Genomic DNA, 19,834 nt, shown 5'->3' on the forward strand with positions numbered 1-19,834 from the left:
GGAATGAGGTTTACGGGGCTGTGACGCGTCTCTACCTACGGACACGCCGACGGTCAAGGTTACGGGGCTACGCCCGAAGGGGTCAAACCGAGCCCCTCCCCCGCACACGCCGGTGCCCCCACCCGGTGGCGAAACCACCCGGCAGGGGCACCAGTCGGAGCGGAGCGAGCGCCCGCCCCGAGGGGCTCAGCTCTCGTCGGTCGAGGCCGTGACCGTGGCCGACGACTGCTCGGCGGCCACCGTGGTCTTCTTCGTGGCCGTCTTCTTGGCCACCGCCTTCTTGGCCGTGGTCTTCTTCGCGACCGTCTTCTTGGCCACCGCCGCCGTCTTCTTCGTGGCGGCCTTCTTCGCCGTGGCCTTCTTGGCCGTCTTGCGCGCCGCCGCCTTCTTGACGGGCGCCTCGGCCTCGGTCTCCTCGGCGGCCGGAGCGGCCTCCTCGACCGGAGCCTCGACCGCGGCGTCGGCGGAAGCGGACGGAACCACGACCACGGCCGCCTCCGCGGACGCGGTGGGTGCCGTCGCCTTGCGCACGGCACGCCGACGCGGGCGGGCCGGAGCCGCGCTCTCGGCGGCGACCGCCGCCTCGGGCTGCGCGACCGGCTCGGCCACCGGCTCGGCGGCCTTCTCGACCACGGGCTCGGCGACCGGCTCGGCCACCGTCACCACGGCGTCCTCCGCCGCCGCCCCGGTCGGCGCGCCCGCCGGAGCGGACACCTTCCGGGTCGCCCGGCGACGCGTACGGCCCTTGGGCGCGGCCTCCTCGGTGCTCGCGGCGGCCTCGGCCTCGACGACCGGGTCCTCCACGGCCACGGGCTCCGCCTCGGCGGCCTCCCGCGACTTCGGGGCACGGTCCTCGGAGACGGTGGTGGCCACGGCCTCGCGGGGCTTCGGCGCACCCGAGGGCGCGGACGCCCGCCGGGTCGCGCGGCGCCGCGAACGGCCACGTCCGACCGCCGCCTCCGCCTCGGCGACGCTGCTGTACAGCTCCTCGTCGGGCTCGTACTCGGGGGCGGGGAGAGCCACGGGCTCGGCGACCTCTGCGGCCACCTCGGCCTCGACCAGCTCGGCCGACTCCACCGGCTCGACGGCCTCGGAGGCGGGCATGTGGTCGTGGTCGTGCTCGGCACCGCCACGCCCGCGCTTGCGGCGCTTGCCGCCACCGCCGACGGCCGTGGGCTGGTCCATGTGCACGATCACGCCGCGCCCGTTGCAGTGGACACAGGTCTCGGAGAAGGACTCCAGGAGGCCCTGCCCGACGCGCTTGCGGGTCATCTGGACCAGACCCAGCGAGGTGACCTCGGCGACCTGGTGCTTCGTACGGTCGCGTCCCAGGCACTCCAGCAGGCGCCGCAGCACCAGGTCCCGGTTGGACTCCAGGACCATGTCGATGAAGTCGATGACGACGATGCCGCCGAGGTCGCGCAGCCGCAGCTGACGCACGATCTCCTCGGCCGCCTCCAGGTTGTTCCTGGTGACCGTCTCCTCCAGGTTGCCGCCCTGGCCGGTGAACTTGCCGGTGTTGACGTCGACCACGATCATGGCCTCGGTCTTGTCGATCACCAGCGAACCACCGCTGGGCAGCCACACCTTGCGGTCCAGCGCCTTCATCAGCTGCTCGTCGATGCGGTACGTCGCGAAGACGTCGACCTCGGAGGTCCACTTCTGCAGGCGGTCGGCCAGGTCGGGCGCGACGTGTGCGACGTATCCGTGGATGGTCTCCCACGCGTCCTCGCCGCTGACGATGACCTTGGAGAAGTCCTCGTTGAAGATGTCGCGGACGACACGGACGGTCATGTCCGGCTCGCCGTACAGCAGCGTCGGCGCGTTCGAGCTGCCGCCGTTCTTGGCCTTCTTCTGGATGTCCCCCCACTGCGCGTGCAGCCGCTCGACGTCACGGCGCAGCTCGTCCTCGCTCGCGCCCTCGGCGGCGGTGCGCACGATGACGCCCGCGTCCTCGGGGACGATCTTCTTGAGGATGGTCTTCAGCCGGGCCCGCTCGGTGTCGGGCAGCTTGCGGCTGATACCGGTCATCGACCCCTCGGGGACGTAGACCAGGTAGCGGCCGGGCAGGGAGACCTGGCTGGTCAGGCGGGCGCCCTTGTGTCCGATCGGGTCCTTCGTCACCTGGACGAGGACCGACTGGCCGGACTTCAGGGCGGACTCGATGCGCCGCGGCCCGTTGGCCATGCCCAGCGCCTCGAAGTTGACCTCACCGGCGTACAGGACGGCGTTGCGGCCCTTGCCGATGTCGATGAAGGCGGCCTCCATCGACGGCAGCACGTTCTGCACCTTGCCGAGGTAGACGTTGCCGACGTACGAGGTCGCCTGCTCCTTGTTGACGTAGTGCTCGACGAGCACGTTGTCTTCCAGGACGCCGATCTGGGTGCGCTCGCCGCTCTGACGGACGACCATGACGCGCTCGACGGCCTCGCGGCGGGCGAGGAACTCGGCCTCGGTGATGATCGGGACGCGCCGGCGGCCCTGCTCACGGCCTTCACGGCGGCGCTGCTTCTTGGCCTCCAGACGGGTCGAGCCCTTGATGGACTGCACCTCGTCGGAGAACTCGGTCTCCTTGGCGCGCCGCTCGCGCGGCTCGCGGACCTTGACGACCGTGCGCTCGGGGTCGTCGGTGCCGGCCTCGGTCTCGGCCTCGGTGCCGGAGTCACCGGCGCGACGACGACGGCGCCGGCGTCGACGGCTGCTGCTGGAGCCGGAACCGGCCTCCTCGCGCTCGTCGGCCTCGTCCTCGTCCTCGTCCACCTGCTCGGCGGTGTCCTCGGCGTCCTGCGTGGCCTGCTCGGCGGCGATTTCGTCACCCTCGGCGTCGTCGGCGTCGGCCGACTCGCCCCGGCGACGACGGCGGCCACCACGGCGACGGCGACGGCGCGACCCGGTGGACTCCTCCTCGCCGTACTCGTCACCCTCGGCGTCCTCGTTGCCCTCCTCGGGCTCCTCGGGCTCCTCCGGCTCGTCGGCCACCACGGCGGCGGCCACGGGCTGCTGCGCCTCGGCAGGCTCGCCCCGACGGCGACGCCGACGACGCGACCCGCCCGTGTTCTCCTCCTCGGCGAACCCGCCGAGGTCGGTGCTCTCGGCGGGCTCCTCGACCTCCACGGCCTCGGGCTCCGCCTCGGCGGCGGCCTGCGCGGCGGCCCGCTCCGGCGTCTGGAACATCGGCTCGGTGAACACCGGCGCCTGGAACACGGCCACGGCGGGCCGCGACGGGCGCGACGGCGCCTCCTCCGCGACCGGCGCGGCAGGCGCCGAGAACCCGACGGCGGCCTTGCGCGCGGCCCGGCGACGGGCCCGACGAGGCCCGGCCTCCTCCGTCTCGTCAGCCGGGGCGGCGGACACCTGGACGACCTGGGCCGAAGCCGGCTCGGCGGCGTGCGCCTCGGCGACAGCCGCCTGCACGGTCTGCGGCGCGGCGGTCCGGGCGGCGACGGACTCGGCCGCATCGGCGGCCTCACCCTCGGGCACCCCGGCGGGTGCGGTCACCCGCCGCGTGGCCCGGCGACGCGTACGACGCGGCGCGGCCTCCTCGGCCGCCTCCTCCTCGGGCTCCGCAACGGCGACGGGGGCGGCTTCCGCGGCCTCCGCCGGAGCCTGAACGACCTCTGCGGCCACCGGCTCACCGGCGGGCGCGGACACCCGCCGCGTGGCACGACGGCGCGTACGACCGGCGGGCGCCGCCTCCTCGACGGCAGCGGGCACCTCAACGGCGGGAGCCTCGACCGGGGCAACGGCCTCGGGCGTGGCGGCACTCTCCTCGGCGGCCTTGGGCGCGCCGGTGGGGGCCGATGCGCGGCGGGTCGCACGACGGCGCGTACGACCGGCGGGCGCGGCCTCCTCGACGGCGGTGGGCATCTCGGCGACGGCGGCGGTCCCGGCGCTCTCGGCCACGGCCGTGGCGGTGGCCGGTACCACGGTCTCGACGACCTCGACGGCCTCGGTGTCCTTGGGCGCACCGGCGGGCGCCGATGCGCGGCGGGTCGCACGACGGCGCGTACGACCGGCGGGCGCGGCCTCCTCGACGACGGCGGGCGTCTCGGCCACGGCGGTGGTCCCGGCCTCGGCGGCTTCCTCGTCAGCCTCGGCATCAACTACGGCCTCGGCGGTCACAGCGGCCTCGTCCACGACGGTCGCCTCAGCCACCTCGGCCGCCTCACCAGCGGAGGCGAGATCCTCGGACTCGGCGGCCGGTATGGCCGGCGCGGTGGTCTCCGCGTCCGCTTCGGAGGCGGCGGACGGCGGTCCCGCGGGGCGGGAAGCGGCACGGCGACGACGGCGCGGCGGCAGGGTGTCGCTCGGCGTGTTGTTCTCGGAGCCCTGCGCGGGCTCTGCGGATTCGATCGATTCGGGCATGCGGGCGTTTCTCCCGTCAGGCTCCCGGGCGCCGCACTCGGTCCGGCGTGGCCGGTGACGTCCGCGGCTCGCGTCGTGCGCGACTGCCGCCGTCCGGGGCGCGGGCGCCGCACGGGAGCTCTCTGTGTCCTGTCTCACCGGTTCCGTACGCATGTTGCGTACGGCCTGGCGAAAGTCTTGTGGTCGGTGCGCTGCCCGACCCAGGTGGCTCCCGGATCAGAGGGCGGCGCTACGACGTTCGTCCCTACGCGGGGCCTACCGGCGCCGACGCCTTCGCGGCGGCAGCGGGTTCGGCCGTTGAGAGGGCCGGCGCTGCCTCGCGGTCGGGCGCGAGCGGGTCGGTCACCGTGCCGTTCTCTGCATCGAAAAGCCCCTGCGCCAGCCTGGTCACCGCTGCGGGGACCGGCGGCGCCAGGTCGGCCACGGCGCGGAGACCGGACAGGACGTCGTCGGGTCGTACGGCAGGCGTCACGTGCCGAACAACCAGCCGCAGTATCGCACAGGGCTGGTCCGTCGGCCCAGCAAGGGGCGCGGCGCCAGCCGCTCCGGTGGAGCCGACGCTCGCGGCGGGCTGTGGACCGGACGTCTCAGAACCGTCAGGTCCGTCGCTTCCGTCCCGTCCGTCACGACTGTCGAGATCCACGACGGCGGCCCTGGCGTCGAAGGTCCGTACGCCGTTCTTGGTCCTGCGCTGGACCTCGACGAGGTCCGCCGCCTTGAAGGCCTCGACCGCGCGCCCGGCGTCCGCCGGGTCCACGCCGTCCAGGCGCAGCTCCCACACGGAGGCCGTGAGCCGGTCGGCGAGCCCGGAGGTCCGGGCCTCGACCGCGTCGACGATGTCGAGCCCGGTGGGCAGCGACTCGTCGAGCAGGATCCTGAGTTTGTCCGGGTCGCGCGCGTCGGTGAGCGCGATCTCCAGGTACTCCGCCTCACTGCCCGTGCCGGTGGGTGCGGCATTGGCGTACGACACCTTCGGATGCGGCGTGAACCCCGCCGAGTACGCCATCGGCACCTCGGCACGGCGCAGCGCACGCTCGAAGGCGCGCTGGAAGTCACGGTGGCTGGTGAACCGGAGGCGGCCGCGCTTGGTGTAGCGCAGTCGGATGCGCTGCACCGCGGGTGCGGGCGGCGGGCCTTCGGGCTGTCGCTTGCCCAGTGTCGTTCAGTCCTTCGTGAGTGCGGTCGTACTGCTATCAAGAGTACGTGTCGCGGCGGCCCCCGGTTCCCGCCTGTGGACAGGCTTCGTCTCCGCCGGCCGCCCGAAGAGCGCCGACCGCACACCGGCACGGGCCTGGCGGACGGACTCGCGGGCGGTGGCCAGGGCCTGCCGGGTGGTACGGCCCACCATGCGCCCGACCGCCGCGACCGGCTTCCACACGGCATCCCGCACGAAGTGGCCGGCGGGCGTGAGGACCGTCCGGTACACCCACCGTGTCGGCTCGACGAAGATCCACCGGAAGAGGCCGGCCAGGAACCGGCCGACGGCGAGCGAGATCCGCCCCGCGACGCGCCATGCGTGTCCGAGGGCGTCCCAGACCTCCCGTCCCACGACGGCGAGCATCCGCCCGACCGGTATGAGCACCCACCGCCACACGGCGAGAGCGGGCAGCACAAGCAGCACACGCGCCGTCCAGTAGATCCCGAGCCAGAGCCCGGTGAAGATCATCCCTACGAGCCGCACGACGCCTCGGGCCAACCACGCGATCGCGTGCCCCACGGGCGTCAGCACATACCGGTACAGCCACACGGCCGGCACGACGAGGAGGTACCGCACCAGCCGGGCCGAGACCGTGAACAGCGCGACCGCGACGGCGGCGACCCCGACCCCGATGCCCCTGGCCAGCCAGGCGACGCCCCGTCCGAGCGGCGCCAACGTCCACCGGTACAGCCACCCGAGCCCGGCGCGGACTCCGGCGGCCACCCAGAGGGCCCCGCTCCCGATCCCGGCGGCCACCCAGGCGACCGCATGCCCCACAGGCGTCAGCACGTACCGGTACAGCCACACCGCCGGCACGACCAGCAGCCAGTACCCGAGGCGGCCGAGCCCCTTGGCGACCGGCACGACGACGTACCGCCACAGCACCACCCACGGCCACACGAGGGCGGCCCTGGCGACCCACAGCGACGCCCGCCCCAGTGGGCGCAACACGGTGTCCGTCAGGAACCGCCCGACCACCACGAGCACGTCCCACACCATCCGCACCGGCACGACCAGCACGAGCACGACGATCCGCACGGGAATCCGGATCGCGACGACGAGGCACCCCTCGGGCGTCTGCTGCCGCACAGGCATCCGCCCCGCCGGCCGCTCGGCGGCCGGCGGGGCGGGCGGCTCGACGACCTGTCGGGCAGGCCTCTTCTCCAGGTCCATGACGACGTAGACGCCTCAGCGCCCCGTACGGATCCAGCCACACGTCTGCAAATTTCCCGCCCGTGCGCCCCGGCGGCCGCGCCCGCCCCGGCAACTCGGCCGAGGCCCTACCGCTTGCGCCCGGAGGCCCTCGCGGACTTGGCAGACTTACCTGCCCGGGAGGCCTTGGGGCGGCGCACCACAGCGGACAGATCCGGTGCGGAGGCGTGCGGTGCGGAGAACTCCCTGTTGATCTCGACCTGACGGCGGATGCGCTCGGGCAGGTCCCGCATGGCCAGCAGACGGTCGCACGCCCGCAGGGCCGCGTCGTGGTCACCCACCCAGTGGGCGGCGATGGAGAACTCGAACAGCAGCCCCCACCGGTAGACCCAGGGCTTGGTGAAGAGCAGGTCGTCCGGTGCGGGCCTGTCGACGACATCGACGAGAAGGGCGTGTGCCGTGTGGTGGCGGCGCCGGAGACGGAGGCGGGAGGCCAACTCGTAGCAGGCTTCGAGCCTTGCGGGACGGGCCTCCCAGGCCCGGGAGAACGTGTCCATGGCTCCCGGCCAGTCCTCCTCCTTCTCCGCTCTGAGCATCCCGGCTTCGAGCAACGAGCAATAGACCTCCTCGCCCCAGCCGCCCATCGCCGCGCGCCGCTCGTACAGCGCGATCGCCTCCCGCGCGTGGCCGAGGTCGCGTTCGGTGTTGGCCAGGTAGAAGACGGTGCGGGGGTTGGCCGGGTCGCGTTCGAGTTCGCGCCTGAGCAGACGGGCGTCGCGCTCGAACTTGTCGTCGCGGCAGCCGCCGTCGGCGTGGTCCTCGATGACGATCGCGTCCAGGTTCTCCTGGACATCGGGGGCGTCGGTGCACGGGTACTCGTGGGTCACACCCTCGTAGCGCCAGAGCCGGTCCCCCCGCATCAGATGCTTGAAACGGTGCTGGGTGCCCGGGTAGTCGTAACGCAGCATGTACGAGGTGGCCGTCAGCCGGGGCAGCGGCGCGTCCTGACGCATGACGTGGTCGGCGTCGATGGTGAGCAGGAAGTCGGCCTTGCCCCTGGCATGTTGGATGTTCCGCGTCCGGTTGTGCCCGAAGTCGACCCAGGTGTCCTGGTGCAGCTCTCCCGGGATGCCGTCCAGCGCCTTGCGGATCAGGTCCTGCGTACCGTCCGTGGAGCCGGTGTCGGAGATGACCCAGGTGTCGATCAGGGGGCGGACCGAGGCGAGGCAGCGCTCGATCACCCGCGCCTCGTTCTTGACGATCATGCAGAGACAGATGGTCTGCGACTTCACGGCCTCACCGGTCCCGGAGAAGTTGGAACGCCGCCGGAAGGGCCGCGTGACATACCTCCTTCTATCTCACAAATAGTTGCCAATGACCTTGAATTAGCCCACCCGTGACACCCGCTTAGGCCGACTTGATGATCTACGCCCCCCGTACGGGCCAGCGCGCTGGTCGGCCCGGTGGACAGGGGCGAGGCTCACGATCGAGTGCGGGGAGAAGCCCCAAACCAGTTGAAACAAGGAGCACATAGATGAGTCCTGAGCGCAGGACGATCTCGCTGATAGGCCCGCTGGCCCGAGACAGGATCACCAAGGTCAGCACTTTTGCCTCGCTCGCGCTGGTAGTGGCAGCCGGACTGGCCGCCCCCGCCGTCGCGGCCACGCGAAGCGTGTCCGAGCACTCCACGACCACGAGGGCCGGCGACGAGGAGTGCCCTCCCCCCGACGAGCAGGGTGAGCACGACGGATCGGCGTCCGACTGGTACGACCAGGAAGACCAGGACCGCACCGCGGCACTCGGTGGCAACGACGACCACTGCGAGGAAGGTCCCAGCGGTCCGACCGGCCCCCCGGGAGAGACCGGCGCCACGGGCGCGACGGGTGCCACGGGCGCGACGGGCGCGACGGGCGCGACGGGTGCCACCGGCCCCACGGGGGCCACCGGCCTCCAGGGCGACACCGGTGAGGACGGCGCCACAGGTCCGGCCGGCCCCACGGGAGCGGACGGCATCGCGGGTCCGACCGGCCCCACCGGACCAACCGGGGCGGACGGCATCGCCGGACCCACCGGGCCCACCGGATTGGACGGCATCGCCGGACCCACCGGGCCCACCGGAGCTGACGGCGTCACCGGAGGCACGGGAGCCACCGGAGCGACGGGATCGACCGGGACGACCGGCGCCACGGGACCCGCCGGCCCCTGCTCCGACATCGACGCGGTACAGGACTCGAAGAAGTTCGAGTTCCGGGCCGCACTGACCGAGGGACGGGTCTTCGCGGGCATCCGCGACCTCCGGGGCGCAGCCGCCCACCCGTTCCTGTGGACCGACCTCAGCACCCACCCCAACTTCCCCGCAGGCGGCCTTGATTCACAGGGCCGCGATGTCGGCTTCGCCTGCGGCGTCTCCGTCAACACCCACTCCTACGGCAACAGCCATGGGCACGGGCAGAAGGAAACCGGCAAGGAGCACGGCCAGGGCACCGGCAAGGAGCACGGCCAGAGCACGGGCCAGAGCCAGGGTCACGCCCAGAACACGAGCCAGGGCCACAGCCAGGGCCAGGCCCAGAACACGAGCCAGGGCCACACCCAGGGCCAGGCCCAGAACACGAGCCAGGGCCACACCCAGGGCCAGGCCCAGAACACGAGCCAGGGCCACACCCAGGGCCAGAGCCAGAGCCAGAGCCAGAGCCACGGTCAAGGCCAGAGCACGAGCCAGGGCCAGGGCCACAGTCAAGGCCAGAGCACGAGCACGAGCACGAGCCACGCCCAGAGCACGAGCCAGGGCCACACTCAGGGCACCGTCCAGCAGCACGGCGCGGACACGGGCAAGGACCACGGTGCCGGCACCGGCAAGGACCACGGCGAGGACAAGGGCCAGAACAAGGGCGACCACTCGAACGCCGACAAGGGCCTCGTCAAGTTCAACGTCGTCACGACCGTGGGCGAGATCTGGGAGACCACCTGCGTGCCGGTCGACACGCAGCCCCACGCCACCCTGAACTGCGACGACGCCCAGGGCAACCCGCGCCCCTGGCTCAGGGTCGAGCTCCAGCCCTCGGACAGCATCATCAACGGCGGCTCAACCGTCACACCCCGTGTCACCGACCGGTAGCACCTGAAGAATAGGGGTGCCCGGAGAACGGCCGACCGGCCCTCCGGACACCCCTCACGACCCAAGTCCTTCATGCCACGACCGTTCCACGCTCATGGCCGTGGACGGTCAGTGGCTGTGCTGCCCACTCCCCACCGGCTGCTTGACCGACAGCGGCAGCAGCTTCTTGCCCGTAGGCCCGATCTGGATCTGGGTGTCCATCTGGGGACACACCCCGGGATACGACCACGAGCGCAGCCGCAGAGGAAGGCTGAAGCCTTCAAGAGCAGGACAACAGATGGTCGTTCTACTCGGGACACCACCAACCGCTTCCAGCGTGCCAGTCCTTCACCCAGCCCGCGAAGCCTTGTTCCGGCTGCCCAGAGAGAGAACCGGTGTAAGGCGTGGCGCAGCCGTCACGGAGCCACCACACGCGCCCACGCTGCGGCCCGGCCACCACCAACGTCCAGTACTCACCTACTCCGTCGGCCCCCAGCAGCACTGAACCGTCCTGGTACGTCCGGTGCAGCAGGGACGAGTGGAGCACGTGATCGTAGTAGTCGTACTCCCACTGCCATTCCTCCTCCAGGGGGAAGGGCCGGCCGGGCACGCGTTCGGCAGTACCGTCGAACGGCTCCGGGCTCATCCAGCAGTCCGCCTCCCAGGACACCCAGCTGATCGGCTTCTGTCCCAGGGGCAACAAACCACCCCCATCAGGCGGACCTTCGTTCATCCCGTTCGCGACCTCGGCCACGAAGGTGCGATACGGCTCCGGCAACACCACGCCGTGCCTGCTCTCCCAAGTCCCGAGCGCTTCCCAGCCAAGAGGACGACGGCGACACTCCGCCGGAAAGGCTTCACGCAGCAGGCCCATCACGCCCGAGATCGCGTCATCCATGCGCCAACAGTTACCACTAGGCACCGACACTCCGCCCCTGCCGTCCGGCGGACAACTGGTCAGCCGACAACCCAGGCCCTGAACGCCATAGCCGTCAGATCCGCTCCCCCTCGTGACAGCGGCCACCAGAATTTCCCCACGTACGGCCAGTTAGTGCGGTTTCGCAAGGTGGTCGAAAGGCGTGGCCCGTGCGGGATATTCGCTAGCGAAGCGGTCGCCCGATTGGCAGGTTTGAGCCATGGATGCCCAGCTCAATGCCGTGCCGAGCCATCCCTGGCTAGGTGCTCCGATCGATGCCCGCCCCCTGTTTGCCCCGGAGCAGGCCGCGCTGATGACCACGCTTCACGGCCTGGCGCCCGACGACTGGGGCAAGAAGGCGCTGCCGGGCTGGACCGTGAGAGATCTCGCCGCCCACGTCCTGGGCGACTTCTACGGCAGGCTTGCCCGGGACCGCGACGGTCACCAGGAAGGCCCCACCTTCGCACCGGGCGAAACTCTGCAGGCGTTCATCCACCGCATCAACCAGGAATGGGTCGACGCCCAGCGCCGGGTGAGCCCGGCCGCTCTCACCGACACCCTCGACCTGCTCGGCGGTCAGGTCGTCCGGTTCTTCGAGGCCACCGACCCCGACGCCCCGTCCCTGGGAGTGTCGTGGGCCGGCGTCGACCCGGCGCCGATGTGGCTGGACAGCGCCCGCGACTTCACCGAGTTCTGGACCCATCGTCAGCAGATTCGCCACGCCATCGGCCGGGGCACCGATTCCGATCCGCGCCTGCTGTCCGTGGTCCTGGACACCTTCATGCGAGCCCTGCCCCACACCCTGCGTGGGGTCACCGTGCCGGTCGGCACTCAGGTCCAGGTGCGGATCAACGGCCCGGCCGGTGGCACCTGGACGGCGACAGCCACCGGGGACGTCTGGTCGCTCGCCGAGCCGGCCCCCGAACGCCCCGCTGCGCTCATAGGACTGGACTCGGAGACGGCATGGCGCCTGTGCACCCGCGGCATCCAGCCGGACACTGCTCTGGCCCGCGCCCGTATCGATGGCGACCGCGAACTGGCCGAAGCGGCCTGCCAGATCGTGTCAATCGTCTACTGACGCCAATGGATCGATATGCCGAGGTGGACACGCCACCGACGGCCATCACACCCAGTGACATCGGTGGCCAGTCGTCTCCCCAGTAACTGGCCGCCACTGGGGAATCTGAACTGGCCGCTGACACCCTCGGAGTAGAGTTGCGGGCAGGCTCCAGGAGGCGGCAACGGCGAGTGCACCAGACCACGACGCGCACTCTGGCCTCAGGGCGTGATGTAGTCCCCCCAGCCAAACGTCGCCACGTACGCGCGTCGCACGGCATTCCAACCGCGCCAATCGCGCAGATGAACGACCAACAACGCCGCGGAGTACCAGGCGCCGAAGCAGCCCGCGACTGCCCATGCCCATCCGAGGCTTCCGAGAGTGGCGACGACCACCACCGCAATGGCGGTCGCCGCCAAGCCGATGTGAGCGCCCCGCACATCCACACTCATGGCGCGGCGCACCGACCGTCGGTCCGCAGCGGCATCCCGCGCGGGCCGATGCTCTGCAGCCGCACCATCACCGTCGAAGTCAGGCCCGCCCGCCACGGGCGCCTCCGAAGCCCTCAGTCACCGGCACCGCCTCAGACCCACTCCACCTCGGATCGGACCCGCGCAGAGCCTCCAAGAGGCGGCAACGGCGTCCTGGGGACATCCCGTGAGGCTTGCTGCCGCCCACCGCGAGCGCCCAGCCCGCGAAGTACGACAGCAGCCTCCTCCTCCGTCACGTCCGCCAGCGCATCCGCGATCCGCCGCAGCGCCTCACTCACCTCAGTGCCCGTGCCCGTGGCCGCTGGTCGCAGCGTCCTTCTTGACCGACAGCGGCAGCAGCTTCTTGCCGCTCTCGCTCAGTTGTGGCCATGTGTCGAACTGGGGACACACACCACAGTCGAAGCACGGGGTCCAGCGGCAGTCCTCGACCTCGGTCTCGTCGAGGGAGTCCTGCCAGTCCTCCCAGAGCCAGTCCTTGTCGAGGCCGGAGTCCAGGTGGTCCCAGGGGAGGACCTCCTCGTAGGTGCGCTCGCGGGTGGTGTACCAGTCGACGTCGACACCGAAGGCGGGGAGGGTCTTGCCCGCGCAGGCCATCCAGCGGTCGTAGGAGAAGTGCTCGCGCCAGCCGTCGAAGCGGCCGCCGTCCTCGTAGACCGCGCGGATGACGGCACCGATGCGACGGTCACCGCGTGACAGCAGGCCCTCGACGATGCCCGGCTTGCCGTCGTGGTAGCGGAAGCCGATGGAACGGCCGTACTTCTTGTCGCCGCGGATCTTGTCGCGGAGCTTTCCGAGCCGCGCGTCCGTCTCCTCGGCGGAGAGCTGCGGCGCCCACTGGAACGGCGTGTGCGGCTTGGGGACGAACCCGCCGATCGACACGGTGCAGCGGATGTCGTTCTGGCCGGAGACCTTGCGGCCCTCGGCGATCACCTTCATCGCCATGTCGGCGATCTGGAGGACGTCCTCGTCGGTCTCCGTCGGCAGGCCGCACATGAAGTACAGCTTCACCTGGCGCCAGCCGTTGCCGTACGCGGTGGAGACGGTGCGGATCAGGTCGTCCTCGGAGACCATCTTGTTGATGACCTTGCGCATGCGCTCGGAGCCGCCCTCGGGCGCGAAGGTCAGACCCGAGCGCCGGCCGTTCCTCGTCAGCTCGTTCGCCAGGTCGACGTTGAAGGCGTCGACGCGGGTGGAGGGGAGGGACAGACCGATCTTGTCCTCCTCGTACCGGTCCGCGAGACCCTTGGCGATGTCACCGATCTCGCTGTGGTCGGCGGAGGAGAGGGAGAGCAGGCCCACCTCCTCGAAGCCGGTCGCCTTCAGGCCCTTCTCGACCATGTCACCGATGCCGGTGATGGAACGCTCACGGACCGGGCGGGTGATCATGCCCGCCTGGCAGAAGCGGCAGCCGCGGGTGCAGCCGCGGAAGATCTCCACCGACATCCGCTCGTGTACCGTCTCGGCGAGCGGCACCAGGGGCTGCTTGGGGTACGGCCACTCGTCCAGGTCCATGACCGTGTGCTTGGACACCCGCCACGGGACACCCGACCTGTTCGGTACGACGCGGCCGATGCGGCCGTCCGCGAGGTACTCGACGTCGTAGAACGCCGGGACGTAGACCGAGCCGGTCTTCGCGAGGCGGAACAGGACCTCCTCGCGGCCGCCGGGCCGGCCCTCCGCCTTCCAGGCGCGGACGATGTCGGTCATGTCGAGCACGGCCTGCTCGCCGTCGCCGATGATCGCCGCGTCGATGAAGTCGGCGATCGGCTCGGGGTTGAAGGCCGCGTGGCCGCCGGCCAGCACGATCGGGTCGTCGACCGTGCGGTCCTTGGACTCCAGGGGGATCCCGGCCAGGTCCAGCGCGGTCAGCATGTTGGTGTAGCCCAGCTCCGTGGAGAAGGACAGACCGAACACGTCGAAGGCCTTCACCGGGCGGTGGCTGTCGACGGTGAACTGCGGGACGCCGTGCTCCCGCATCAGCGCCTCCAGGTCCGGCCACACGCTGTACGTGCGCTCGGCCAGCACGCCCTCGCGCTCGTTGAGCACCTCGTAGAGAATCATGACGCCCTGGTTGGGCAGACCGACCTCGTACGCGTCCGGGTACATGAGCGCCCAGCGGACGTCGCTGGACTCCCAGGGCTTGACGGTGGAGTTGAGCTCACCGCCCACGTACTGGATCGGCTTCTGCACGTGCGGCAGCAGGGCCTCGAGCTGTGGGAAGACCGACTCGACAGACATCGCGGGGGTTACCTTCGTGAGCTGACAGGGGTGACCATCTAGCGTAACGCCCCCGGAGACACCCCTCGCACGCCCGGTCGCCGGCAGATCGCCGCGCGCCCCACCGTCACCGCCCCCGGCTGTCCGGCCGTCGTTGCCGGACGCCCGACCTTCGGCGCCGACCGCCCGGCCCTCAGAAGTGCGTGTCGCCGCTGATCTTCGCCCATGTCTCCGGCAGTGCCGCCTCCGCCAGCTCCGCCCGCCGTTCCTCCCTGCCGTACAGCAGCCCGTACGTGAAGGCGCTCTCCCCCGGCGCCGCATGGGCCTGGTGGGCGAGGTCACGCAGGGCCTCTCGGGCCATCACGCTGTCCTGGTGGTCACCGAGGAGGGTCTGCAGGGACTTCATGTCCTTGACGAGCGCCTTGGCAGGCTTGCCCAGCAGAGGACGCGCCGCCTCGGCCGCGTACCGGGTGCGCTTGGTCTTCTTGCGGGCCTCGTGCATGGCAAGGTCGCGGTCGGCGCCGGGCGGCTGCGCCAGAGCCTCCTCGACCAGGGCGGCCACCTTGTCGAAGTCCTTCTTGACCACCTTGGTGATCACCTTCTCGGGGTCGCCCTCGGCGGCCTTGAGCAGTGGCGGGTCCTTGACCACGGCGTCGATGGACTTGAGCAGATCCAGATACCGCTGCCCGTCCAGCGCCTCGATCAGCTCGCTCCGGGGGCCGGTACCGCCGTCCCGCTCCGCCCAGGTGCGCAGCCGCGCCCGGACCGGGCCCGTCACCAGGCTCTCGGGAAGGCCGTCGAGCGCCGCGGTGAGCCGTTCCGTCAGGACCTCCTGGTCACGGTCGACGCCCAGCTCCCCCGCCAGCCACTTCAGCTCCTCACTGATCGGGTCCGTGACGGTCCGGTCCAGCACCTTCCCGAACGACTTGAAGGTGCTGCGCAGTCGGCGCGTGGCGACCCGCATGCTGTGGACGGAGTCGAAGACGTCCCTGCGGACGGCGGGATCGAGCTCGATGATCGCGTCGCGCTGGACGCGGACGTAGGCGAGTACATGATCACCGGGGGTGACGGGCTCACCGGGCACCTCCGCCTCGTCCCGCTTCCTGTCCTTCTTCCTGCTCTTCCTGCTCTTCCTGGGTGCCGTCTCCTGCAGTGCCCTGGCCATTTTCGACGGCGAATCCGACGGCCGTACGCCTGCCTTGCGCAGCTTCTTGTCGACCTTGTCGAGGAAGGCCGGGTCGCCGTCGTCGGCGAGTTCCACCTCGATCTCGGACCACTGGGCGGTCCTGCCGTCCTCGGTGAGCCGCTCGGCGACCACGGCGTCCACGCTGACCTCGGCGAGGAGCGCGCCGTCCGCGTCGAGCAGTTCACTGACATCGCGACTGGAGAGAAGGCGGACCAGCGGGACCAGGTCCGCCCCCCTGACCCGGGAACGCACGAGCCCCACGAGTTCGTCGGGCAGCGCGTCGGACAGCGGGGCCCGGATCTCGTCGCGGACCCCCGAGGAGACCGGGAGCTTCAGATGCCAGCCCGCGTCACTGCCTCCCGTGCGACGGCGCAGGGTGATGGAGGCGGCGGCGAGGCGTTCGTCGGGGGTGTCGTAGTAGACGGCGTCCAGCTCCGCCACACCCTTGTCGATGACGGTCGCGACCCCGGCAACACCGGTGAGGTCCGGCAGGCCGCTCTCGTCGGACTCGTACTTCCGCTCGATCTCGCGCTTGGTGTCCGCCATGAAATGAATCTAGTCCTACTTCGGGCAAAGGGGCAGACCACCGCGCCCCTCAGAGGAGCGTGGAAGCCTGCCCCGGAGCAGCGCGGAGCCCTACGCCGACATCGGGCGTTCCACTCGAATGGACTGCAGCAGCCCCACCGCCACCCAGACCGCGAACATCGACGACCCGCCGTACGACACGAACGGCAGTGGCAGTCCCGCCACCGGCATGATGCCGAGGGTCATTCCGATGTTCTCGAAGGCCTGGAACGCGAACCAGGCGATGATGCCGCCGGCGACGATCGTGCCGTACAGCTCGGTGGTCTCGCGGGCGATCCGGCACGCCCGCCACAGGACGACCCCGAGCAGCAGGATGATCAGCCCCGCGCCCACGAACCCCAGCTCCTCCCCCGCCACCGTGAAGACGAAGTCGGTCTGCTGCTCGGGCACGAACTGTCCGGTGGTCTGCGAGCCCTTGAACAGCCCGGTGCCGAGGAGTCCGCCGGAGCCGATGGCGATGCGGGCCTGGTTGGTGTTGTAGCCGACGCCGGCCGGGTCGAGCTCGGGGTTGGCGAAGGCCGCGAAGCGGTTGATCTGGTACTCGTCGAGCACCCCGAGCTGCCAGACGGCGATCGCGCCCATCGCGCCCGTGCCGATGAGGCCGAGGACCCATCGGTTGGACGCGCCGGAGGTGAGCAGGACGCCCAGCACGATGACCACCATGACCATGACCGAGCCGAGGTCGGGCATGAGCAGGACGATCAGTATCGGCACGGCAGCGAGGCCGAGGGCCTGGACGACCGTGCGGTGGTCGGGGTGGGGCTTGTCGCCCGCGTCCACCCGGGCCGCCAGCAGCATCGCCATGCCCAGGATGATCGTGATCTTCACGAACTCGGAGGGCTGGAGCGAGAAGCCGCCGCCGATGACGATCCACGCGTGGGCGCCGTTGATCGTCGCGCCCAGCGGGGTCAGCACCAGCAGGATCAGCAGGACCGAGATGCCGTACAGGATCGGTACGGCCGTGCGCAGGGTGCGGTGACCGAGCCAGACCGTGCCGATCATGAGAGCGAAGCCGATGCCGGTGTTGAGCAGGTGCCGGAAGAGGAAGTAGTACGGGTCGCCCTGGTTGAGCTCCGTGCGGTTGCGGGTCGCCGAATAGACGAGGGCTGCGCCGATCAGGGAGAGCGTGATGGCCGAGAACAGTATCGGCCAGTCGAGCCGACGGGCGAGCGAGTCACGGGCGAACAGCCGGGTCCAGCCGGAGCGCTCGGGCCCGTACCCGGAGACGGAGAAGCTGTTGCCGGTCATACGGACGTCCTCCGCCCCTGGCCGCTCCCGCGGCGGTCTCTGCCACCGCCCGAACGCCGTCGGCCGCATTCCGTTCGTCGGCGTGCGGCACGGTTGCCGCTGCCGCCGCGCGTACTGACGATCGCCGCCGGGACGTCGAAGGACACCGGCTGGGCGCCCGGTCCGGCGGCGACGGTCTGCGTGCCGTCCTCCGCGGTCTCTTTCTTGGTCTTCTTCGGCGGGTAGGAGTCCAGCTTCGGACTGTCGATCGAGCCGTCGGACTCGATCTTCGGCAGGCCCTTCTGCGGGGTGGGCAGGAGCGCCTTCCTCTTGTCGATCTTGCCGTCCTCGGAGACGCCGTACAGCGCGTTGTACAGCTTGCGCACGGCGGGGGCCGAGGCACCGGAGCCCGTACCACCCTGGGAGATCGTCATGACGATCGAGTAGTCCTTGGTGTACGTGGCGAACCAGGAGGTCGTCTGCTTGCCGTAGACCTCGGCCGTACCCGTCTTGGCGTGCATCGGGATCTCGTCCTGCGGCCAGCCCTGGAAGCGCCAGGCGGCCGTACCACGGGTGGCGACTCCCTCAAGGGCTTCGTCTATCTCGTCGTGGGTCTTCTTCGTCATCGGCAGCTTGCCGTGCGACTTGGGTGCGATCTCCTGCACGTTCTTGCCGTCGGCGCTGATGACGGCCTTGCCGACGGTGGGGTCGTAGAGGGTGCCGCCATTGGAGATGGCCGCGTAGATGGTGGCCATCTGGATGGGGGTGACGAGGGTGTCGCCCTGGCCGATGGAGTAGTTGACGGAGTCACCGGCGCGCATGCGGTTGCCTTCGAGGCAGTTCTCGTAGGCGATCTGCTCGGCGTACGTGCCGCCCTTCTTGCCGTACTTGCACCAGGCGTCCTTGTTGGCCTTCCAGTAGTCCAGCTTCCACTTGCGGTCCGGGATACGGCCGGTGACCTCGTTGGGCAGGTCGATGCCGGTCTCGTCGCCGAGGCCGAACTGGTGGGCGGTCTTGTAGAACCAGTCGTTGGCGCCCTTGTTGGGCTTGATGCCGCCGTCGCGCTTCCACTCCTCGTGGGCGAGGCGGTAAAAGACGGTGTCGCAGGAGACCTCCAGTGCCTTGCCGAGGCTGATCCCGCCGTGGCTCTGGGACTCGAAGTTCTTGAAGACCTGGCCGCCGATCGAGTACGAACTGGAGCATTCGTAGGGGCCGTTGAAGGAGTAGCCGGCGTTCACCGCGGCGGCGGTCGGGACCACCTTGAAGATGGAGCCGGGGGCCGACTGGCCCTGGATCGCGCGGTTCAGCAGCGGATAGTTGGACTTCTTGCCGGTGAGCTTGGTGTAGTCCTTGGCGGAGATGCCGCCGACCCAGGCGTTCGGGTCGTAGTCCGGGTTGGAGGCCATGGCGACGACGCGGCCGGTCTTGGCCTCCATCACGACGACCGCGCCGGAGTCGGCCTTGTAGTTCGTCCCGGTGTTGCGGTCGTTCTGCTTGCGGGCTTCCTTCATCGCCTCGTTGAGTTCGTACTCGGCGATGCGCTGCACGCGGGCGTCGACGCTGGTGACCAGGTTGGCGCCGGGCTGGGCGGGGTCTGCCTCGGCCTCACCGATGACGCGGCCCAGGTTGTCGACCTCGTAGCGGGTGACGCCGGCCTTGCCGCGCAGCTCCTTGTCGTACTGGCGCTCCAGGCCGGAGCGGCCGACCTGGTCGGAGCGCAGATACGGCGAGTCGGTGTCCTGGGCCTTGGTGATCTCCTCGTCGGTGACCGGCGAGAGATAGCCGAGGACCTGCGAGGTCTTGGAGCCGCCGGGGCTGGCATACCGGCGGACTGCCTGGGGCTCGGCGGTGATGCCGGGGAAGTCCTCGGAGCGTTCGCGGATCTGCAGGGCCTGCTTGGCGGTGGCCTCGTCGGTGATGGGGATCGGCTGGTAGGGCGAGCCGTTCCAGCAGGGCTGGGGCGTCTCGGAGTCGCAGAGGCGGACCTTGTCCATGACGTCCTTGGACTTCATGTCCAGGACTCCGGCGAGCTTGGTGAGGACGGCTTTGCCGTCGTCGTCCATCTTCAGCAGGTCGGTGCGGGAGGCCGAGACGACCAGCCGGGTCTCGTTGTCGGCGATCGGCACTCCGCGGGCGTCCAGGATCGAGCCGCGCACGGCGGGCTGCACGACCTGCTGGACGTGGTTGCCGGAGGCCTCCTTGGCGTAGGCGTCACCCTCGCGGATCTGGAGGTACCAGAGGCGGCCACCGAGGGTGCCGAGGAGGGAGAAGACGAGGATCTGGATGATGATGAGCCGGATCTGGACCCGTGGGGTCCGCCCGGTCTCCGGGATGTTGGTCACTGCC

Annotated in this window: 11 protein-coding genes; 2 read left to right on the plus strand and 9 right to left on the minus strand. The window is 70.5% G+C overall.

Annotated features, from left to right (window positions below; genetic code table 11):
- Positions 1–186 precede the first annotated feature (186 nt).
- From OG858_RS15490 to OG858_RS15505, 4 genes are all read right to left on the minus strand, one after another.
- Positions 187–4,365: an Rne/Rng family ribonuclease gene (locus OG858_RS15490; RefSeq protein WP_327748906.1), complete on the minus strand. Its 4,179-nt coding sequence runs from the start codon at positions 4,363–4,365 to the stop codon at positions 187–189.
- A 244-nt stretch (positions 4,366–4,609) separates the two neighbouring features.
- Positions 4,610–5,479 (minus strand): TIGR03936 family radical SAM-associated protein, encoded by an 870-nt coding sequence (locus OG858_RS15495; protein ID WP_086747091.1) that lies wholly within the window; start codon positions 5,477–5,479, stop codon positions 4,610–4,612.
- Between the two features lie 48 nt (positions 5,480–5,527).
- Positions 5,528–6,736, minus strand: coding sequence for a hypothetical protein (locus OG858_RS15500; protein ID WP_179200844.1), 1,209 nt, complete (start codon positions 6,734–6,736; stop codon positions 5,528–5,530).
- Positions 6,737–6,843: 107 nt separating this feature from the next.
- The gene (locus OG858_RS15505) at positions 6,844–8,007 is read right to left on the minus strand and encodes a glycosyltransferase (RefSeq protein ID WP_086747090.1); all 1,164 of its coding nucleotides are present in this window, start codon (positions 8,005–8,007) and stop codon (positions 6,844–6,846) included.
- Positions 8,008–8,249: 242 nt separating this feature from the next.
- Here OG858_RS15505 and OG858_RS15510 point away from each other — a divergent pair, with 242 nt between their 5' ends.
- Positions 8,250–9,830, plus strand: coding sequence for a collagen-like protein (locus OG858_RS15510; RefSeq protein WP_328544785.1), 1,581 nt, complete (start codon positions 8,250–8,252; stop codon positions 9,828–9,830).
- Positions 9,831–10,116: 286 nt separating this feature from the next.
- On the opposite strand, the gene OG858_RS15515 is transcribed toward OG858_RS15510, so the two are convergent.
- Complete coding sequence (locus OG858_RS15515; RefSeq protein ID WP_086747088.1) at positions 10,117–10,707, minus strand: hypothetical protein; 591 nt, start codon at positions 10,705–10,707, stop codon at positions 10,117–10,119.
- A gap of 238 nt (positions 10,708–10,945) precedes the next feature.
- On the opposite strand from OG858_RS15515, the gene OG858_RS15520 reads away from it, so the two are divergent.
- On the plus strand, positions 10,946–11,803 hold the full coding sequence (locus OG858_RS15520) for a maleylpyruvate isomerase family mycothiol-dependent enzyme (protein ID WP_328544784.1): 858 nt from the start codon (positions 10,946–10,948) through the stop codon (positions 11,801–11,803).
- Positions 11,804–12,552: 749 nt separating this feature from the next.
- Here OG858_RS15520 and OG858_RS15525 read toward each other — a convergent pair.
- From OG858_RS15525 to mrdA, 4 genes are all read right to left on the minus strand, one after another.
- Positions 12,553–14,511: a TIGR03960 family B12-binding radical SAM protein gene (locus tag OG858_RS15525; RefSeq protein WP_086747085.1), complete on the minus strand. Its 1,959-nt coding sequence runs from the start codon at positions 14,509–14,511 to the stop codon at positions 12,553–12,555.
- A 172-nt stretch (positions 14,512–14,683) separates the two neighbouring features.
- Complete coding sequence (locus OG858_RS15530; RefSeq protein ID WP_086747084.1) at positions 14,684–16,222, minus strand: CYTH and CHAD domain-containing protein; 1,539 nt, start codon at positions 16,220–16,222, stop codon at positions 14,684–14,686.
- Between the two features lie 90 nt (positions 16,223–16,312).
- The gene (gene rodA, locus OG858_RS15535) at positions 16,313–17,509 is read right to left on the minus strand and encodes a rod shape-determining protein RodA (RefSeq protein WP_086747083.1); all 1,197 of its coding nucleotides are present in this window, start codon (positions 17,507–17,509) and stop codon (positions 16,313–16,315) included.
- Positions 17,506–19,830 carry a penicillin-binding protein 2 gene (mrdA, locus tag OG858_RS15540; RefSeq protein ID WP_086747082.1) on the minus strand — a complete coding sequence of 775 codons (2,325 nt, stop codon included), beginning with the start codon at positions 19,828–19,830 and terminating at the stop codon, positions 17,506–17,508. The genes rodA and mrdA overlap by 4 nt, the downstream gene beginning before the upstream one ends.
- Positions 19,831–19,834: the final 4 nt, after the last annotated feature.

It is taken from the genome of Streptomyces europaeiscabiei (genome assembly GCF_036346855.1).
GTDB lineage: Bacteria > Actinomycetota > Actinomycetes > Streptomycetales > Streptomycetaceae > Streptomyces > Streptomyces europaeiscabiei.